The 16,944-nt window shown below is 38.4% G+C and carries 13 protein-coding genes; 5 read left to right on the forward strand and 8 right to left on the reverse strand.

From position 1 onward, the window contains the following. The first annotated feature begins 395 nt into the window (after positions 1–395). Entirely contained in the window at positions 396–1,262 is an 867-nt protein-coding gene (locus ACLCEG_RS09255; RefSeq protein ID WP_213074417.1) for a lytic transglycosylase domain-containing protein, read from the forward strand. A 257-nt stretch (positions 1,263–1,519) separates the two neighbouring features. Next, on the forward strand, positions 1,520–2,425 hold the full coding sequence (gene htpX, locus ACLCEG_RS09260; protein ID WP_004699673.1) for a protease HtpX: 906 nt from the start codon (positions 1,520–1,522) through the stop codon (positions 2,423–2,425). Positions 2,426–2,463: 38 nt separating this feature from the next. Here the strand turns inward: htpX and ACLCEG_RS09265 are convergent, their stop codons facing one another. Together ACLCEG_RS09265 and ACLCEG_RS09270 are read right to left on the reverse strand one after the other, a co-directional pair. Continuing rightward, complete coding sequence (locus ACLCEG_RS09265) at positions 2,464–3,051, reverse strand: DUF4112 domain-containing protein (RefSeq protein WP_410567298.1); 588 nt, start codon at positions 3,049–3,051, stop codon at positions 2,464–2,466. Positions 3,052–3,110: 59 nt separating this feature from the next. Further along, on the reverse strand, positions 3,111–6,206 hold the full coding sequence (locus tag ACLCEG_RS09270) for a multidrug efflux RND transporter permease subunit (RefSeq protein ID WP_410567243.1): 3,096 nt from the start codon (positions 6,204–6,206) through the stop codon (positions 3,111–3,113). A 264-nt stretch (positions 6,207–6,470) separates the two neighbouring features. Here ACLCEG_RS09270 and ACLCEG_RS09275 point away from each other — a divergent pair, with 264 nt between their 5' ends. Then, positions 6,471–7,610: a glycerophosphodiester phosphodiesterase gene (locus tag ACLCEG_RS09275; protein ID WP_410567245.1), complete on the forward strand. Its 1,140-nt coding sequence runs from the start codon at positions 6,471–6,473 to the stop codon at positions 7,608–7,610. A gap of 43 nt (positions 7,611–7,653) precedes the next feature. Here the strand turns inward: ACLCEG_RS09275 and ACLCEG_RS09280 are convergent, their stop codons facing one another. Next, on the reverse strand, positions 7,654–8,616 hold the full coding sequence (locus tag ACLCEG_RS09280; RefSeq protein ID WP_191028906.1) for an MBL fold metallo-hydrolase: 963 nt from the start codon (positions 8,614–8,616) through the stop codon (positions 7,654–7,656). A gap of 107 nt (positions 8,617–8,723) precedes the next feature. Here ACLCEG_RS09280 and ACLCEG_RS09285 point away from each other — a divergent pair, with 107 nt between their 5' ends. Then, the gene (locus ACLCEG_RS09285; RefSeq protein ID WP_004699662.1) at positions 8,724–9,098 is read left to right on the forward strand and encodes a diacylglycerol kinase; all 375 of its coding nucleotides are present in this window, start codon (positions 8,724–8,726) and stop codon (positions 9,096–9,098) included. A 171-nt stretch (positions 9,099–9,269) separates the two neighbouring features. Here ACLCEG_RS09285 and groL read toward each other — a convergent pair whose 3' ends face one another. The 4 genes from groL to ACLCEG_RS09305 all read right to left on the reverse strand — a co-directional run bounded on the left by groL (position 9,270) and on the right by ACLCEG_RS09305 (position 13,116). Continuing rightward, positions 9,270–10,904: a chaperonin GroEL gene (groL, locus tag ACLCEG_RS09290; RefSeq protein ID WP_002048605.1), complete on the reverse strand. Its 1,635-nt coding sequence runs from the start codon at positions 10,902–10,904 to the stop codon at positions 9,270–9,272. 58 nt (positions 10,905–10,962) lie between these two features. Further along, a complete protein-coding gene (groES, locus tag ACLCEG_RS09295; RefSeq protein ID WP_000065579.1) occupies positions 10,963–11,253 on the reverse strand; it encodes a co-chaperone GroES in 291 nt (96 codons plus the stop codon). Positions 11,254–11,438: 185 nt separating this feature from the next. After that, positions 11,439–12,197 (reverse strand): metallophosphoesterase family protein, encoded by a 759-nt coding sequence (locus ACLCEG_RS09300; RefSeq protein WP_002048510.1) that lies wholly within the window; start codon positions 12,195–12,197, stop codon positions 11,439–11,441. Beyond that, the gene (locus ACLCEG_RS09305; protein ID WP_410567247.1) at positions 12,178–13,116 is read right to left on the reverse strand and encodes a diacylglycerol/lipid kinase family protein; all 939 of its coding nucleotides are present in this window, start codon (positions 13,114–13,116) and stop codon (positions 12,178–12,180) included. Before ACLCEG_RS09305 ends, ACLCEG_RS09300 begins: the two co-directional genes overlap by 20 nt. A gap of 391 nt (positions 13,117–13,507) precedes the next feature. On the opposite strand from ACLCEG_RS09305, the gene ACLCEG_RS09310 reads away from it, so the two are divergent. Continuing rightward, positions 13,508–15,340: a phosphoenolpyruvate carboxykinase (GTP) gene (locus ACLCEG_RS09310; protein WP_410567249.1), complete on the forward strand. Its 1,833-nt coding sequence runs from the start codon at positions 13,508–13,510 to the stop codon at positions 15,338–15,340. 41 nt (positions 15,341–15,381) lie between these two features. Here ACLCEG_RS09310 and glpD read toward each other — a convergent pair whose 3' ends face one another. After that, positions 15,382–16,896 carry a glycerol-3-phosphate dehydrogenase gene (glpD, locus tag ACLCEG_RS09315; protein WP_410567251.1) on the reverse strand — a complete coding sequence of 505 codons (1,515 nt, stop codon included), beginning with the start codon at positions 16,894–16,896 and terminating at the stop codon, positions 15,382–15,384. Positions 16,897–16,944: the final 48 nt, after the last annotated feature.

The following is a 16,944-nucleotide window of genomic DNA, read 5'->3' on the forward strand; positions in this document are numbered from 1 at the left end:
ATGATGCAAAAGCCGTGCTCCATTTTGACCGGTGAGTTCATTTTTTGCGCAAAATGCTTACTTTTTGGACTTTTCCACAGTTTTCCACAAAACCTGTGGATAAAATTGTGGATTTCTTCGTGCTTGACAAACTGTTTTCACCTTCTGTTAAGGGTTTTATTTAAATTGATCATTTTTTAACCAATCATTTTTACCTTTAATTTTCAAATAGTTATTCAAGTCAATAGAATCATTTTAAAAATTTTTTTTAATTTTTTTTGATGATCATTCGAACAAAACAGCTTGATTTTTTAAAACAGCGAAAATAAAAAAATTACACAAAACTTCTTTCTTTAATATTTTTTGATAAACTCTTTGACAAGTCTCGAATACCTTAAAATTGTGAATAATATAAAATGAAAAATTCGGTTCAATATCTTTTTTCTTGTTTGCTGGGGATGACCACTTTTTCGGTCGGTGTAACGTCGACCTTTGCGGGTCAGATGTACGTTTACCAAGACAAAAATGGCAGTACTTTACTGACCAACCGTAAAAGCTATGATAATTCACTCAAGAAAGTAAAAGTGACTTACTATCCTGATAGTAATATTCATAGTTATACAAACTGGGGCGCTTCAGAAGCTTCTGTTCTACCGAGCTATAGCAAAAATAAAAATGCGTTTGACCATATTATTAAGCAGGCAGCACAACAGCACGGTGTATCTGAAGGTTTAATTAAAGCAGTCATGCATACCGAATCGGGTTTCAATGTAAATGCCCACTCTCCAGTCGGTGCCCAAGGCCTAATGCAACTCATGCCAGCCACTGCCCGTCGCTTTAACGTTTCTAACGCTTATGATCCTCAGCAAAATATCTTTGCTGGTGCGAAATATCTAGGCTGGTTGCTCAAGCGTTTTAATGGCAATACGCAAATGGCACTCGCAGCCTATAATGCTGGTGAAGGCAACGTTGATAAATACGGTGGTATTCCCCCATTTCGTGAAACCCAAGATTATGTTCGCCGAGTAACCAGTCGATATCAGAACTTATATTCTTCTGGGGTAAGCCTTTCATCTTTTACGAACTCAAATATTTCTACCCAGACTGTAAGTCGCCCAGAGCCACCTCAAGCCGCCACAACGCAACAAGTATCGGCTAAACCTGTTAAATATTCTTCTGCACGCCAAATTGTGACTTTGGCTGATGGTACCTATACCGACGCACCTACAGGAACTTATGTCACCAATAACGCAACAGCAATTGCGCATATTAGAATCGAGTAAATTGAAACAACTCATACATCGCAGTTAATCTTTTAACGAGGCTGATTGTCTAAAAATTGTAATGATCTATTACCCATACCTCTGTGTTTAGATGGGCTGTATAAATAACTTGTTTAATTTAAATACATTCTTATCCACTAAAGAATGTATTGATTCCTTATTTTTTTCTTGAATTTTTCCCCTAAGCGCCGCATATTAGCTGAGTGATTTATAATTTATAAATCAGATAATATTTTATTTATAAGAGGATTTTCTCAATGATGCGGATTGGTTTGTTTTTGCTTACCAACCTCGCGGTACTGGTTGTAGCTGGCATTATTTTGTCACTCTTCGGTGTCGGTAGTTACCATGGCGCGGGTGGCTTGAATCTAGGCAACCTTTTAGTCATCTGTTTTGTGTTTGGTATGGTGGGCTCGTTAGTCTCTCTATTTATGTCCAAATGGATGGCTAAAAAAACTACTGGTACAGAACTGATTGACCCAAATGCTCCTCGTAACCAAGCTGAAAGCTGGTTATTGCAAACAGTCGCTGAACTTTCTCAACGTGCTGGTATTAATATGCCAGAGGTTGGTATCTTTCCTTCATATCAGTCTAATGCCTTCGCAACAGGCTGGAATAAAAATGATGCCTTAGTTGCCGTTTCAAGCGGTCTACTTGAGCGTATGAACAAAGATGAGCTACGTGCAGTGCTTGCGCACGAGATTGGTCACGTTGCAAATGGTGACATGGTCACATTGGCACTCATCCAAGGTGTTGTAAACGCCTTTGTTATGTTCTTTGCTCGCGTAGTAGGTGACTTTATCGACCGTAATGTTTTTGGTCGTCAAGACAATGAAGCACCTGGTATGGGTTATTTCCTCATTACGATGGTTTTAGATATCGTGTTCGGTATCCTAGCTTCTGCTATTGTGATGTGGTTCTCTCGCTACCGTGAATACCGTGCTGATGAAGCAGGTGCACGTTTAGCTGGTAAACAAGCAATGATTTCTGCTTTATTACGTTTACAGGCAGAAACAGAGTTACCTGACCAAATGCCAAAAGAAATGAAAGCGTTCGCTATTGCGGAAGGTAAAGAACAAGGCTTTAGCTTGGCTGCATTGTTCCAAACTCACCCTTCGATCGAACAGCGTGTTGCAGCGCTACATCAGTTAGATTGCCCATAACACAGTGAATGAAAAGCCTCCAGTTGGAGGCTTTTTTATTAGGCTGAATGGGCAACTCCCCAAAGAAAACTGATTCCCCACCACATTGCAAAACCAATCAAAATAAGCACAAACACCCCCAATAAATCGGGTATATGTAGCCATAGCCAACTCACAACAGGGTTACGCCAGAAGGCTGACTGCTGCTGCTTCTTTTCAAGCTTTTCATGTAAATACGGATGAACAACATGCATATCACTTTGAATCGCATATTCTTCACGAATGTGGGTATGGACGACGTCTAACGCTTTTCTGCTAGGACGTATAAAAATATCGAAAATAGTCCCAGCAACTGGCACACAACCCACTACAGCATCGACTACAGCCAATTTTATAACGGGAGTGAGCTTATGCTGCGGTACACCAATTTGCTTGGCTTTATATATGGCATAGCAAGTCAGGACAAAACCCGCTACATCACCCGCAATAGGAATGGTGCTTAGGGCCGCATCGGCCCCAATACCCTGCTTTGTAAAAGGAATACGGACTGCGCTATCCATCATGGTTGCGAATTTAGCCAGATCTCGTTCTAATGCGATGACCTGTTGCTGTGTTAGTTTTTTTCTTGAGGCATCTAAATCAAATATATGAAGAGAAGTTAAACTTAATATACTTGATTTAATGCCTGATTTTAAATTGTTTGCTTTTAACTCGAAGCTTTCGATTTAAACAGTGAGCGTAATAACACGTACATAACTGGAATAAAGAATAAAACCAGCACAGTACCAAACATCACACCACCTAAAATACTAATACCAATTTCTTGACGGCTCACCGCACCAGCACCCTGTGCAAACACAAGTGGAATCACACCAGCACCAAAGGCTAAAGAAGTCATTAAAATCGGTCTTAAACGCAAGCTCGCGCCTTCTAGAGCAGCCTGAATAGCATTCTTTCCTTTCTCTTGAGCTAATGCAGCGAACTCAACAATTAAAATTGCGTTTTTACATGACAACCCAATCGTAGTTAAAAGTGCAATTTGGAAATACACGTCATTTGGTAAACCAAAGATATAAGAGAAAATGACACTTCCTCCTACACCTAGCGGAATAGAAGTCATTACAGCAGCAGGAATACTTAAGCTTTCATACAAAGCAGCTAAACATAAGAAAATAAAACCAGCCGAAATCAGATATAACCATACAGCCTGATTCGTCGACTTCTGCTCTTCAAAAGACAAGCCTGTCCAAGCTAAACCTATATCTTTTTGTTGATTTACGAGTTGTTCAACATCCTTCATGGCTTGACCAGAACTGCTACCACTCGCAACATCTGCCTGTAGCTGTAAAGCACTATATCCCATATAGCGTTTCACAATTTCCGGTGCCCCGCCCCAGCTAAAGTTTGCAAATGAGCTAAAAGGCACCATTTCATTTTGGCTATTACGCACAGACCAATTATATAAATCTTCAGGTTTAGATCTAAACTGGGCATCACCTTGAATCATGACGCGTTTAATACGGCCCCGATCAATAAAGTCATTTACGTAAGTTCCACCCCATGCACTCGATAACGTATTATTAATTGCTGAGAGTTCCAAACTATTTGCCAAAGCCTGTTTCTGATCAATCTTGATATTCAGATTCGCTTTACTATTGGTAGACTGCTTATCAAAATTTTCGAAAGTTGAATAGTTTTTACTTTGAGTTTGTAACTGTCGGAACATCCCATCTAAGAAGTTTTGACCTTGACCATTTAAGTCCTGAATCCAAAAATCTAGACCATCCGTTTGGCCTAAACCATTTACTGAAGGTGGTAAGGTCACATTAATTTGAGCATTATTTAAACGACTAAAATATTTCATTGCACGCTTTTGTATAGCGTCAGCGGAGTTTTCTTTTGCAGTACGGACATCCCAAGGTTTTAAAGCAACAAAGCCTTGTGCTAAATTTTGTCCGGTACCAGCATTATTTCGACCGTAACGAATTAGAACCAAATCAACATTTTTATCTTCTTGTTTCAGAAAGTATTGGCGTACTTGCTCACCGATTTTCTGACTTTCAGAAATTGGAGCACTATCTACCAATTTAATTTGAACGCTTAAAATACCTTGGTCTTCTTTAGGAATAAATCCACTTTTTAAACCACTATAGAACAGCGTAAAAACTGCTATGAGCGCAACAAAAATCACAATAACTGATTTACTGTAATCAATACTCGTCTGAACAAGCTTGATATATTTATTCTTAAGTTGATCAATTTTTTGGTTAAACCAAATTGCCCAACGCTTAGGTTCAGAGTTCGGTTTTAAAATTAATGCACATAAGGCGGGGGTTAATACAAGTGCAACAACCAGCGATAGTGCCATAGCGGCAACTAAAGTAATGGAAAACTGGCGGTAAATCACCCCAATTGAGCCACCTAAAAAAGACATTGGAATAAAAACTGCGGTTAAAACCAAAGTAATCCCAACCAAGGCCCCACTAATTTCACCCATTGACTCAATCGCAGCTTCTTTAGGGCTTAAGTGCTGTTCATGCATGAGCCTTTCAACGTTTTCAACAACCACAATTGCATCATCAACCAACAAACCTATGGCGAGTACCAATGCAAATAATGTCAATGTGTTAATACTAAACCCGAGCACATATAAGACCGCAAAAGTCCCTAGAATAACAACTGGCACAGTAATACTCGGAATAAGAGTGGCGCGCCAGCTTTGTAAAAATAGGAACATGACCAAAATAACCAGAATAATCGCTTCTACAAGGGTCTTAACAACTTCCTTAATTGACTCTTGAACAAACGGCGTATTATCTCGTGGATAAACGATCTTATAGCCAGCTGGTAATTTAGTTGCGAGCTGATCTAAGGTTTGATGAATGAGCTTAGAGGTCTGAATTGCATTTGCACCAGAAGATAACGAAATACCTAAACCTGCCGCAGGATAACCATTAATCGTATTAAAGGACTGGTAGTTCTCTGCACCAAGCTCTACTCTAGCAATATCTTTTAAGTAAACATAACTCGCCGTTTTATTCGACTTTACAACAATATTTTTAAAGTCCTCAACTGTTTTTAATCGAGAACCAGCCGTCACTTTTGTATTTAAATATTGTCCATCAATGACTGGTAAATCACCGATTGCACCAGCCGCAACTTGGGTGTTTTGGGCAGTGATTGCGTTGGCCACATCACTTGGCATTAAATTATATTGTTTTAACTTGTCTGGATTTAACCAGATACGCATCGCATATTGCGAACCAAATACATCAGTTTCACCCACCCCTTCAATACGGTTCAGGTTATCTACCACGTGCGTAGTTAAATAGTCTGATAGCTCAATATTTCCCGTTTTACCTGTCGAGTCATATAAACCAATTACCATAAAAGTATCACCTAGTGACTTACTGACTGTCACACCTTGGCGCTGAACTTCATCGGGTAAACGGCGTATGACACCGCTAATACTGTTTTGGACTTGGACCTGAGCAGTGTCTGGGTTGGTTCCATTATCAAAACTAATGGTAATTCGGCTACGTCCCGATGAATCACTTGATGAACTAAAATAGAGTAAGTGGTCAATCCCTTGTATTTGCTGTTCTAAAATTTGAGTCACACTTTGCTCAACCGTTTGCGCATCTGCGCCACTATAGTTGGCTGACACTGTAATCTTCGGCGGCGCGATATCTGGATATCGTTCTACAGGTAAATTCATGACCGAAAAAATACCGAAAGCCATAACAATGATCGCCAGGACATTGGCAAAAATAGGACGTTCAATAAAAAATTTAGATAGCATGGCTGCCCGGTATAGTGTCGTTAATTAACAGAAGTAAATGCCGCTTTGAGACCATGTGATCATCAACGAGCAATGTAAAAAAGACAAGTAGAAATAAAACAATAAATGTAATTAAGACAAAAACAAAGCGCGTTTTAATATTTCCAACAAAGCAATAAACAACCAGTTAACTAGTGTCACTTAAAATTCATGAATTCTTCATGATCATGTCAAACTAAATCTTAATACTTGAGTCGTTTCAACTAAAACAATATGAGTAGAATTATGTTTAGAAAAGCACTTTTATGCTTAAGTTTAGTTAGCTTGGTCGGTTGTAATGACGATGATAAAACTGAAACGACACCAACTACACCAGAATATCAACTTCCTAAAATTTTAGTTATCGGACACCGCGGCGCTAGCGCTTTACGTCCTGAACATACTTTAGCTTCATATCAAAAAGCGATTGATGATGGTGCTGACTTTATCGAACCCGATTTAGTGTCAACAAAAGATGGTGTATTGGTTACGCGTCATGAAAACGAAATTGGTGGGACTACCAATATCAGTACCCTTACCCAATTTGCGGACCGCAAAACCACCAAAAATATTGATGGTGTTAATTTAACGGGTTGGTTTACTGAAGACCTCACCTTAAATGAATTACAACAAGTTAAAGCACGTGAGCGTATTCCTGAGTTCCGACCAGCAAATACAGCTTACAATGACCTCTATTCAATTCCGACGCTCGAACAAGTCATTGAACTTGCCGAAGCAAATTATAAAAAAACTGGCAAGATTATTGGTTTATATATCGAAACTAAACATCCGACTTATTTTAAAAATAAAAATTTGGCTATGGAGGACACACTTCTTAAAACTCTAGCCAAGTATCAATATACACGTGATATCGCCCCTATCTATTTGCAGTCTTTTGAAGTCAGCAATTTAAAATATTTAAAAGATCAACTTGACCTTCATAAGACACTTAAACATGCACAAATCATTCAGTTATATGATGCAAAAACATCTCGACCAGCCGACTTTGTTGAATCTGGTGTATCTAAGACGTATGGTGATTTGGCCACAGCACAAAGCTTAAAAGATGTTGCTAAATATGCAAATGGCGTTGGCCCAAGCAAAAACTATATTCTTAATTTCAATACTGATGGTTCAGTACAAACCACTTCATTTATTAGCGATGCACATGCCGCTGGCTTAAAAGTACACCCATATACTTTCCGCCCAGAAAACAACTTTTTACCACAACCTTTAAAATGTAGCGATAAACCTGCTGAACGTTGTCCAACAGGTGCTTTAAAAGAGTTCGAAGCATATTTTAAAGCAGGTGTAGATGGTGTCTTTACCGATGATCCTGCACTTGGCCGTGAAGCTGTGACTAATTTTGAGAAAACAACAAAATAATTAAATACTTAATAAAAAATGGGGCATTGAATGCCCCATTTTTTTACTTCTCAAGACTGTTATTAAAATATAAAGGAATCCACTGATATTGCTCTGCATTCACTTTATATACATGGCCAATCCCCGGGAACGGCAAATGTGGAGCAGCTACCCATTGCTGTTTATTTGAAATTTCAGCAAACATTTTTAAACGGGTATTAATTGCCTGCTCAGAATTTACATCAAAATCAACACCAGTTTTTGGAGCATCAAACTGCAAAGAATGTGAGTGGACAATGTCCCCTACAAAGACAATTTGTTGACCCTTGCTCTTTAAACGGAAACTATGATGACCTGGTGTGTGCCCTTGTGTATTGATTACTTCAAAACCTTGAATGACATCGCCATCTTTAAAGGTTTTGAATGCTTTTTTCGCTTCATAAGGTGCAAGTGCAGCTTTTACATTTTTAACAGTACCTAAATAATTTTCTTTTTGATTTGCTGGTACTGTTTTTTCAGAAGCTGGATTTAACCAGTAATCTGCTTCACGTTCATGCGCATAAATCGTTGCATTAGGAAATACTGCTTTTCCATCTTTAGCAATTCCACAAACATGGTCTGGGTGCAAATGTGTCAATAAAACCGTTTTCACGTTAGCAAGCTGATAGCCTGCCAGTTCAAGATTTTTAGCAATCGAACCCAATTGCGGGCCAAAACAGCTTGAGGCACCGCTATCAACAAGCGTCAAACTTTTGCCGTCATCTACTAAAAATGCATTTACAGAAGTCTGGATGCCCTTCTCATTAACAGCTGCATACTTGGTTAAAATTTTAGTCTTCTCAGCCTGACTCAAATTTTTGAATAATTTAGGGTCTAAATAAATGGTGCCATCAAGTAAAGAGGTGATGCGGTAATTACCAAATTGATGCTTATAATATCCCGGTACTTGCTGAGCTGAAGCAGGCTCTGCATAGCTTACATGTAAGCCACCCATGACAAGTCCTAATGCTACAAATAGTTTTTTCATCTCTTCTTCTCTATCAAGTTATAAAGTCAAAATCTTTAAAAAAGATTTAATATTTTTTTTGAGGGCCGCGATATATAATGCATGAAAAGTGTTAAAAATATAAGTGAATGAATAGTTATTCTCCCTACAAAGGCAAAAGCGGACTCAAGCGCATCTTGAATGCGACAGGTTATTCAATTTCAGGATTTAAGGCAGCTTATAAAAATGAAGCCGCTTTCCGACAAATTGTTTTAATTAATGTTGTGCTTATCCCTACTAGCTTTTTTCTAGATGTAACTCGCGGTGAACATGCACTTATGGTGGTTGTGTGTTTGTTTGCAATCATTGTAGAACTATTCAATTCTGCGATTGAAGCGGTAGTTGACCGTGTATCACTTGAAAAACACCAACTCTCTAAAAATGCTAAAGATATGGGAAGTGCTGCTCAATTTGTCGCGCTTTCAATTATTGCAGTGACATGGCTTATCATTTTATTAGGTTAAAAAAAACCATGCTTATAAGAGGATAAGCATGGTGTAACAAAAAAGAGGAACTACAGCTACTGTTCCTGACTATAAGTTTAAGAATATCAACTTAACTTTTTCTTAATTTATATAAGAAATAAAAAAATCCCTGCATTTGCAGGGATTTTTTTATTTAGACGTTGATGTTTATCACATCATGCCGCCCATTCCACCCATACCGCCCATGTCTGGAGCAGCTGGTTTGTCTTCAGGAATGTCAGTAATCATACATTCTGTAGTCAACATTAAGCCAGCAACAGAAGCAGCGTGCTCAAGTGCAGAACGAGTTACTTTAGCTGGGTCAAGAATACCCATTTCTAACATATCGCCATATTCACCAGTTGCAGCGTTATAACCGAAGTTACCTTCACCTTTCTTAACCGCATTGATTACTACAGATGGCTCATCACCAGCGTTCGCAACGATTTGACGAAGTGGAGCTTCGATCGCACGACGTAAAATGTTGATACCTGCAGTTTGATCTTCGTTAGCACCTTTTAAGCCTTCAAGCGCATTTACGGCACGTACAAGCGCAACACCACCACCTGCAACAACACCTTCTTCAACTGCTGCACGAGTTGCGTGAAGAGCGTCGTCAACGCGGTCTTTCTTCTCTTTCATTTCAACTTCAGTTGCTGCACCGATTTTAATTACAGCAACACCGCCTGCCAATTTAGCAACGCGTTCTTGTAATTTTTCACGGTCATACTCTGAAGTAGATTCTTCGATTTGAGCACGGATTTGTTGAACACGCTCAGCGATAGCAGCAGCATCACCAGCGCCATCAACAATAACTGTATTTTCTTTAGAAACAGTGATTTTGTGCGCTGTACCTAAATCTTGAAGAGTCGCTTGTTCTAAAGACATACCAACTTCTTCAGAAATAACAGTTGCGCCAGTCAAGATCGCGATGTCTTGAAGCATTGCTTTACGGCGGTCACCGAAACCAGGAGCTTTAACAGCACATACTTTGATAATACCGCGCATGTTGTTTACAACAAGAGTTGCAAGCGCTTCACCTTCAACATCTTCAGCGATGATAAGAAGTGGTTTACCAGTTTTAGCAACTGCTTCTAAAACAGAAATCAATTCACGAATGTTGCTGATTTTTTTATCAACAAGAAGGATGAACGGATTTTCAAGTTCAGCAGTCAAAGTATCTTGCTTGTTAGCAAAGTATGGAGAGATATAACCACGGTCAAACTGCATACCTTCTACAACGTCTAATGCGTCTTCAAAGCCAGAGCCTTCTTCTACAGTGATTACGCCTTCTTTACCTACTTTTTCCATCGCTTGAGCGATAAGTTTACCAACAGTAGTATCAGAGTTAGCAGAGATAGAACCCACTTGTTCAATTGCTTTGAAATCATCAGCTGGCTTAGCAATAGAACGGATATTTTCAACTACAGTTTTTACTGCAATGTCGATACCGCGTTTTAAATCCATTGGGTTCATACCAGCAGTTACTGATTTGATACCTTCGTTTAAAATTGCTTGAGCAAGTACAGTTGCAGTTGTCGTACCGTCACCTGCGATGTCGTTAGTCTTGCTTGAAACTTCACGTACAAGTTGAGCACCCATGTTTTCAAACTTGTCTTTTAATGAAATTTCTTTAGCAACAGTTACACCGTCTTTAGTGATGTGCGGCGCACCGAAAGAACGGTCGATTACAACGTTACGGCCTTTAGGACCTAAAGTCACTTTAACCGCATCTGCAAGTACATTTACCCCTGCAATCATTTTTGAGCGAGCTGAATCACCAAATTTTACGTCTTTAGCTGACATATTAAACTCCGAATCTTTTTAAATACTGAATCTGATAATGAATTGAGTTATGGATCGATTAGCCTTCTAATACAGCTAAGATGTCTGACTCTTTCATGATTAAGAGTTCTTCACCGTTTACTTTAACTGTTGTACCTGCATAAGTACCAAATAACACCTTGTCACCAACTTTAACATCCAAAGCACGTACGCCGTTATCAGTGATTTGACCATTACCTACTGCAATTACTTCACCTTGAGATGGCTTTTCAGCAGCAGAACCTGGCAATAAAATACCGCCAGCAGTTTTGGTTTCTTCTTCTACGCGACGAATCACAACGCGATCATGTAATGGACGAATGTTGCTCATAATTAACTCCATCAGACTTAGTCTTTTTGATTAATCGTTATTGCTTTAATCCAGAGCAATAACAAAATATTTAGATGTCACTTTTGTGGGGATGAAAAAAATGGCTTCAAGGGGAAATAAGAAAAATTTTTCTGTTTTTTGAATATTTTTTAAACAATCAAATATTTAATCTCATCTAAACCAAATCAATCTGTAGTGAATTCAGCCTGCTGTTCATTAAACCAATAATGCTGAATCTTTCCTGTATTTGAAACCGTATTAAAGCTATTTGGATTATGATGATATAAACGAGTAGAAGTTGCTGTACCCGCATGAATATCATAAATAGGATGATCTATTTCCAGATGGTAAATTTGAGTTAAATCATATATAGCCGTTTTATGGAGATGACCATGCAGCATTCCAAATAATCCTGTTGTACTCCACTTCTCTAAGGCGATTTTTCCTAAAACTGGACAATCCTTTATTCCATGCTTATTATCGGGTGGTGTATAAAAAGGTTGATGGAAAACCACTAGCTTTAATTTATCTTTAGGCCCTTTTTGTAACCGCTCATAAGTATCTTGAATTTGTTCAATCGAAATATGACCACGCGTATGGTAACGACGGCGTATGCTATTTACACCAACAATATAAAAATGTTCAGTTTCTAAAGTTGGCTCCAGTTCACCAAAAAAATATCGATAACGAGTAAATGGAGAAAAAAAACGATTCCAGACATGATACAAAGGAATGTCGTGGTTGCCTGGGACCACTAAATAAGGAATATTGAGACTATCTAAATATTGCCGACATTTAAAAAATTGTTCGTATTTGGCACGTTGAGTAATATCGCCACTTACAACAATTACTTCAGGCTGTTGCTGAATACAGAAGTGCCTAATTGCCTCTAAACACTCTTGTTTTTCCGTTCCAAAGTGTAAATCAGACAGATGTAATAACATTCGGCACCATTATATTTAAAGCATTTTTTTCTACAGTGAAATTTAAAGGTGGTTTCATCTCTATGATTTCATCATCTAAAGCAACTGTAAGTTTCGATTTTTTTGCACATTCGACTACAACATGATCTGCACAAAAACTATATACATCTTGGGCATCTTCAACTTTACCTTGAATCCACTGCCAAAGCATATTGAGTAAACTCAGCTTATCACTTTTTGTAATTACAACTCCAGCAACTCGTCCCTGTGCTGCACATTCTGCAATTCTAAGTTTCATATCACATAGTTGTAATTGATTATTCCCAAAGAAAATAAGAGGTGCTTTAACGGGATATTTTTTACCATCTACTGTTATAGATAGCTTCATTGACTTATTTTCTCTTAACAAAACATCTAAAGCTGATGTATAGGCATGTAAAGGAAACCTTCCTAAATATTTATTGTAGAGTTCGCGCTTTTTGATAAAGAGTGGATATAGACCTAAACTAGCATTATTTAAATAAATATGATCATTGATTGCTGCTATATGTACTGACCGAGGAATGCCTGTAGCAATCACTTCTGCTGCTTCTAAAAGATCTAGCGGAATATCTAAAACTTTAGCGACATAGTTAAAAGTACCTAAAGGCAAGATTCCCATTGGAATAGAAGTATTCTTAAGTTTAGATGCAACAGCATTTAATGTGCCATCCCCACCAGCTGCAACAACCACCCCTATATTTTCGTTTTGTGAATGCCGATGAATAACATTATTCATCAGATCATCAAACAATGTATTTTCATTTAATTCAAATACTTGTATTTCAAAATCATGTTCAGTAAATACAGTCATCAGTTGCTCATAAACATCTTCATGTTTTGAAGCGTGAAATCCTGATTTTTCGTTATAGATGATCGAAAGAGGTTTCAAGGGCCGCATTTTATTATCGTAAAGTAAGATGTTTATTCTATTTTGTATATAAAATCACCTATTAAAAGTCTCTTTATGTAAATTTTGAATGATCTTCATTTGTTTAATCAATAATAATTCTCAAAAAAAATTTAAGAGCTAATTTATTGATTTTAAATAAAATAACTTAAGTAAATAACACACATACAACATAAAAATATAAAAGTAAAAACTATATAAAACATCATAAGCAAATGATTTTCATATAAAAACAATCGGAATTCCAAATATCTAATTGTTAGTCTTTAGTCTTATTTTTTTTATGATTTTATGCTTTAATACAGCCACTTTTTTATTTGATCTTTCATTGTACCCCAATGAATAGACTTGTACGTTGTACATATTTTGAATAGGCCTCACCATGACCACAGTGAACGCACCAGAATTCGTTCGTCATCCTAAGCTTATAGCATGGGTTGAAGAAATTGCAAACTTAACCAAACCAGCAAAAATCGAATGGTGTGACGGAAGCGAAGAAGAGTATCAACGTCTAATCGACTTGATGATCGCTAACGGCACCATGCAGAAATTAAACCAAGAAAAACATCCTGGTTCTTATCTTGCAAATTCTGACCCATCTGACGTTGCGCGTGTTGAAGATCGTACTTACATCTGCTCTCAAAATAAAGAAGATGCTGGTGCGACAAACAACTGGGAAGATCCAGCTGTTATGCGTGAAAAATTAAATGGTTTATTTGAAGGTTCAATGGAAGGCCGTACGATGTACGTTGTTCCTTTCTCTATGGGTCCTTTAGGTAGCCATATTGCTCATATCGGTATCGAGTTAACTGACTCTCCTTATGTTGCTGTTAGCATGCGCAAAATGGCACGTATGGGTAAAGCAGTTTATGACGTATTAGGTACAGACGGCGAATTCGTTCCTTGTGTACACACAGTAGGTGCACCACTTGCTGAAGGTCAAAAAGATGTTGCATGGCCTTGTAACCCAGAGAAATATATCGTTCATTACCCAGAGACTCGTGAAATCTGGTCTTTCGGTTCTGGGTACGGCGGTAACGCATTACTTGGCAAAAAATGTTTAGCTCTTCGTATCGCTTCTGTCATGGGACGCGAACAAGGTTGGTTAGCTGAACATATGCTTATTCTTGGTGTAACTAACCCTCAAGGTGAAAAACACTACATCGCAGCTGCATTCCCATCTGCTTGTGGTAAAACAAACTTTGCGATGTTAATTCCACCAGCAGGTTATGAAGGTTGGAAAATCGAAACTGTAGGTGACGATATTGCTTGGATCAAACCAGGTGAAGACGGCCGCTTATATGCGATTAACCCTGAAGCTGGTTTCTTCGGTGTAGCTCCTGGTACAAATACCAAGACTAACCCGAACTGTATGGCAACTCTTCATAAAGATGTTATCTACACAAACGTAGCAGTAACCGAAGATGGCCAAGTATGGTGGGAAGGTCTTTCTAAAGAAGTTCCAACAAACTTAACGAACTGGAAAGGTCAACCTCACGTAAACGGCGAAAAAGCAGCACATCCAAATGCTCGTTTCACTGTTGCAGCTGGTCAATGTCCATCTATCGATGCTGATTGGGAAAACCCAGCAGGTGTTCCAATTTCTGCATTTATCTTCGGTGGTCGTCGTGCAGATACAGTTCCTTTAGTTTCTGAAGCTTTTGACTGGGTTGACGGCGTTTATAAAGCTGCAACTATGGGTTCTGAAACTACAGCTGCTGCTGTTGGTCAACAAGGTATCGTTCGTCGTGACCCATTCGCGATGCTTCCATTTGCTGGCTATAACATGGCTGACTACTTCGATCACTGGTTAAGCCTTGGTCAAGAAGTAAGTACAAAAGCTGAAGCTGCTGGTAATAAATTACCAAAAATCTTCAATGTAAACTGGTTCCGTCGTGATGCTGAAGGCAACTTCGTATGGCCTGGTTTCGGTCAAAACATGCGTGTTCTTGAGTGGATCATTGACCGTTGTGAAGGTCGTGCAAACGCTGTTGAAACACCAATTGGCCTTGTTCCAACTTACGATGACTTGAACTGGGAAGGTACTGAATTCTCTAAAGAAGAATTTGACCTTATCACAGCTCAAGATAAAGATCAGTGGGTTACTGAAATTGAAAGCCACACTGAGTTATTCAATAAACTTGGTGAGCGCTTACCAAAAGCATTAAAAGAACGTCAAGCAGCTTTACTTGAAGCTGTAAAAACTGGCTTCTAATTGCTGAATATAAAAAAGGCCGCTTTATGCGGCCTTTTTTATTATGCGGCATCATCTTTTAGTCGACGTTCAGATAAATAAGCTTCTAACACTTTTATCTGTTTATCATCAAATGCCAAACCTAATTTAGATCTTCGCCAGAGTATGTCTTCTGCAGTATTTGCCCACTCATATTCACATAAATATTTAACTTCACATTCAAATAAATCGTGACCAAAGTTTTGCCCCAATTGTTCCATAGCATTTCGTTCATGGAGCATGCTCCAAACTCTTGTGCCATATGCATGAGCCCAACGTTTGGCAAGGGATTCAGAAACTCCACTTACATGTAATTGAATCTTTTTGATTAAATCATCTAGTGTGGTCCAGTTCTCAGCACCTGGTAATGGCTTATTGGCAGTCCACTCCTCTGCCATTTCACTAAAGAACGGAGACAGATGTTCTAAAGCAGACTCAGCCAGTTTTCGATAAGTCGTAATCTTGCCGCCAAATACTGATAACAATGGTGCATTATTTTCTGCCTGTAGTGCCAAAGTATAGTCACGGGTAATTGCCGAAGGGTTATCAGACTCATCATCACATAAAGCGCGTACACCTGAGTACTGACTTACAATATCTGCTCGCGTTAACTGCTTTTTAAAATGTGAATTTGTGACCGTCAAAAGATAATCTATTTCTACATCGGTAATCTCTACCTTTTGTGGATCACCTTTATATTCCTGATCTGTTGTACCAATGAGGGTATATTTTTCTAAATATGGAATTGCAAAAACGATGCGTCGGTCTTCATTTTGCATAATAAAGGCTTTATGACAATCATATAGCTTTGGCACAACAATATGACTTCCTTGGATCAATCTGACTTGATAAGGCGATCTTAAGTTTAGGTTTTCACTAATAATTTCTTCAACCCAAGGACCAGCTGCATTTACTAAAGCTCTTGCACGTATCTGATAAACCTCAGCTCCACTTTGTAGTTCCAAGCACCACAGTTCTTGTTCTTTATAAGCCTTCACACATCGAGTTCGTGTCACGACTTTGGCACCCTGCTCTTTAGCTTGTAGCGCATTTAATACAACAAGACGTGCGTCATCTACAGTACAGTCAGAATATTCAAACCCACGCGTTATAGCTGGTTTCAAGGGACTATCTTCTTTGAAATAAATCAGATTTGAACCTAATAATTTTTCTCGTTTTCCCAAATGATCATAAAAGAATAGACCCGCTCGAATTAGCCAAGCAGGACGTAAATGGGGTCGATGAGGCATAATAAAACGCATTGGTGCAATAATATGTGGCGCTTTAGCCAACAACACTTCTCGTTCTGCTAATGCTTCTCTGACCAGTCTAAATTCTTTATGTTCTAAATAACGTAGACCACCATGAATTAATTTACTGCTAGCAGATGAGGTATGACTAGCTAAATCATCCTTTTCACATAAAAATACGGATAATCCACGGCCTACTGCATCATTAGCAATACCGACGCCATTAATACCGCCACCAATTACGGCAATATCATATACTTTTGAATAATCATTAGATTGTATTGTCATTTCTCATATTCTTTTTATTGTTGATCTTATAAAAATTAAAACATCAAA

The organism is Acinetobacter sp. H1(2024), assembly GCF_046557555.1.
GTDB classification, from domain to species: Bacteria; Pseudomonadota; Gammaproteobacteria; order Pseudomonadales; family Moraxellaceae; genus Acinetobacter; species Acinetobacter seifertii.

Coding starts and splice junctions, on each gene's coding strand:
- ACLCEG_RS09255 (WP_213074417.1), top strand. CDS start 396: ATGAAAAATTCGGTTCAATATCTTTTTTCTTGTTTGCTGGGGATGACC.
- htpX (WP_004699673.1), top strand. CDS start 1,520: ATGATGCGGATTGGTTTGTTTTTGCTTACCAACCTCGCGGTACTGGTT.
- ACLCEG_RS09270 (WP_410567243.1), bottom strand. CDS start 6,206: ATGCTATCTAAATTTTTTATTGAACGTCCTATTTTTGCCAATGTCCTG.
- ACLCEG_RS09275 (WP_410567245.1), top strand. CDS start 6,471: ATGTTTAGAAAAGCACTTTTATGCTTAAGTTTAGTTAGCTTGGTCGGT.
- ACLCEG_RS09280 (WP_191028906.1), bottom strand. CDS start 8,616: ATGAAAAAACTATTTGTAGCATTAGGACTTGTCATGGGTGGCTTACAT.
- ACLCEG_RS09285 (WP_004699662.1), top strand. CDS start 8,724: ATGAATAGTTATTCTCCCTACAAAGGCAAAAGCGGACTCAAGCGCATC.
- groL (WP_002048605.1), bottom strand. CDS start 10,904: ATGTCAGCTAAAGACGTAAAATTTGGTGATTCAGCTCGCTCAAAAATG.
- groES (WP_000065579.1), bottom strand. CDS start 11,253: ATGAGCAACATTCGTCCATTACATGATCGCGTTGTGATTCGTCGCGTA.
- ACLCEG_RS09300 (WP_002048510.1), bottom strand. CDS start 12,197: ATGTTATTACATCTGTCTGATTTACACTTTGGAACGGAAAAACAAGAG.
- ACLCEG_RS09305 (WP_410567247.1), bottom strand. CDS start 13,116: ATGCGGCCCTTGAAACCTCTTTCGATCATCTATAACGAAAAATCAGGA.
- ACLCEG_RS09310 (WP_410567249.1), top strand. CDS start 13,508: ATGACCACAGTGAACGCACCAGAATTCGTTCGTCATCCTAAGCTTATA.
- glpD (WP_410567251.1), bottom strand. CDS start 16,896: ATGACAATACAATCTAATGATTATTCAAAAGTATATGATATTGCCGTA.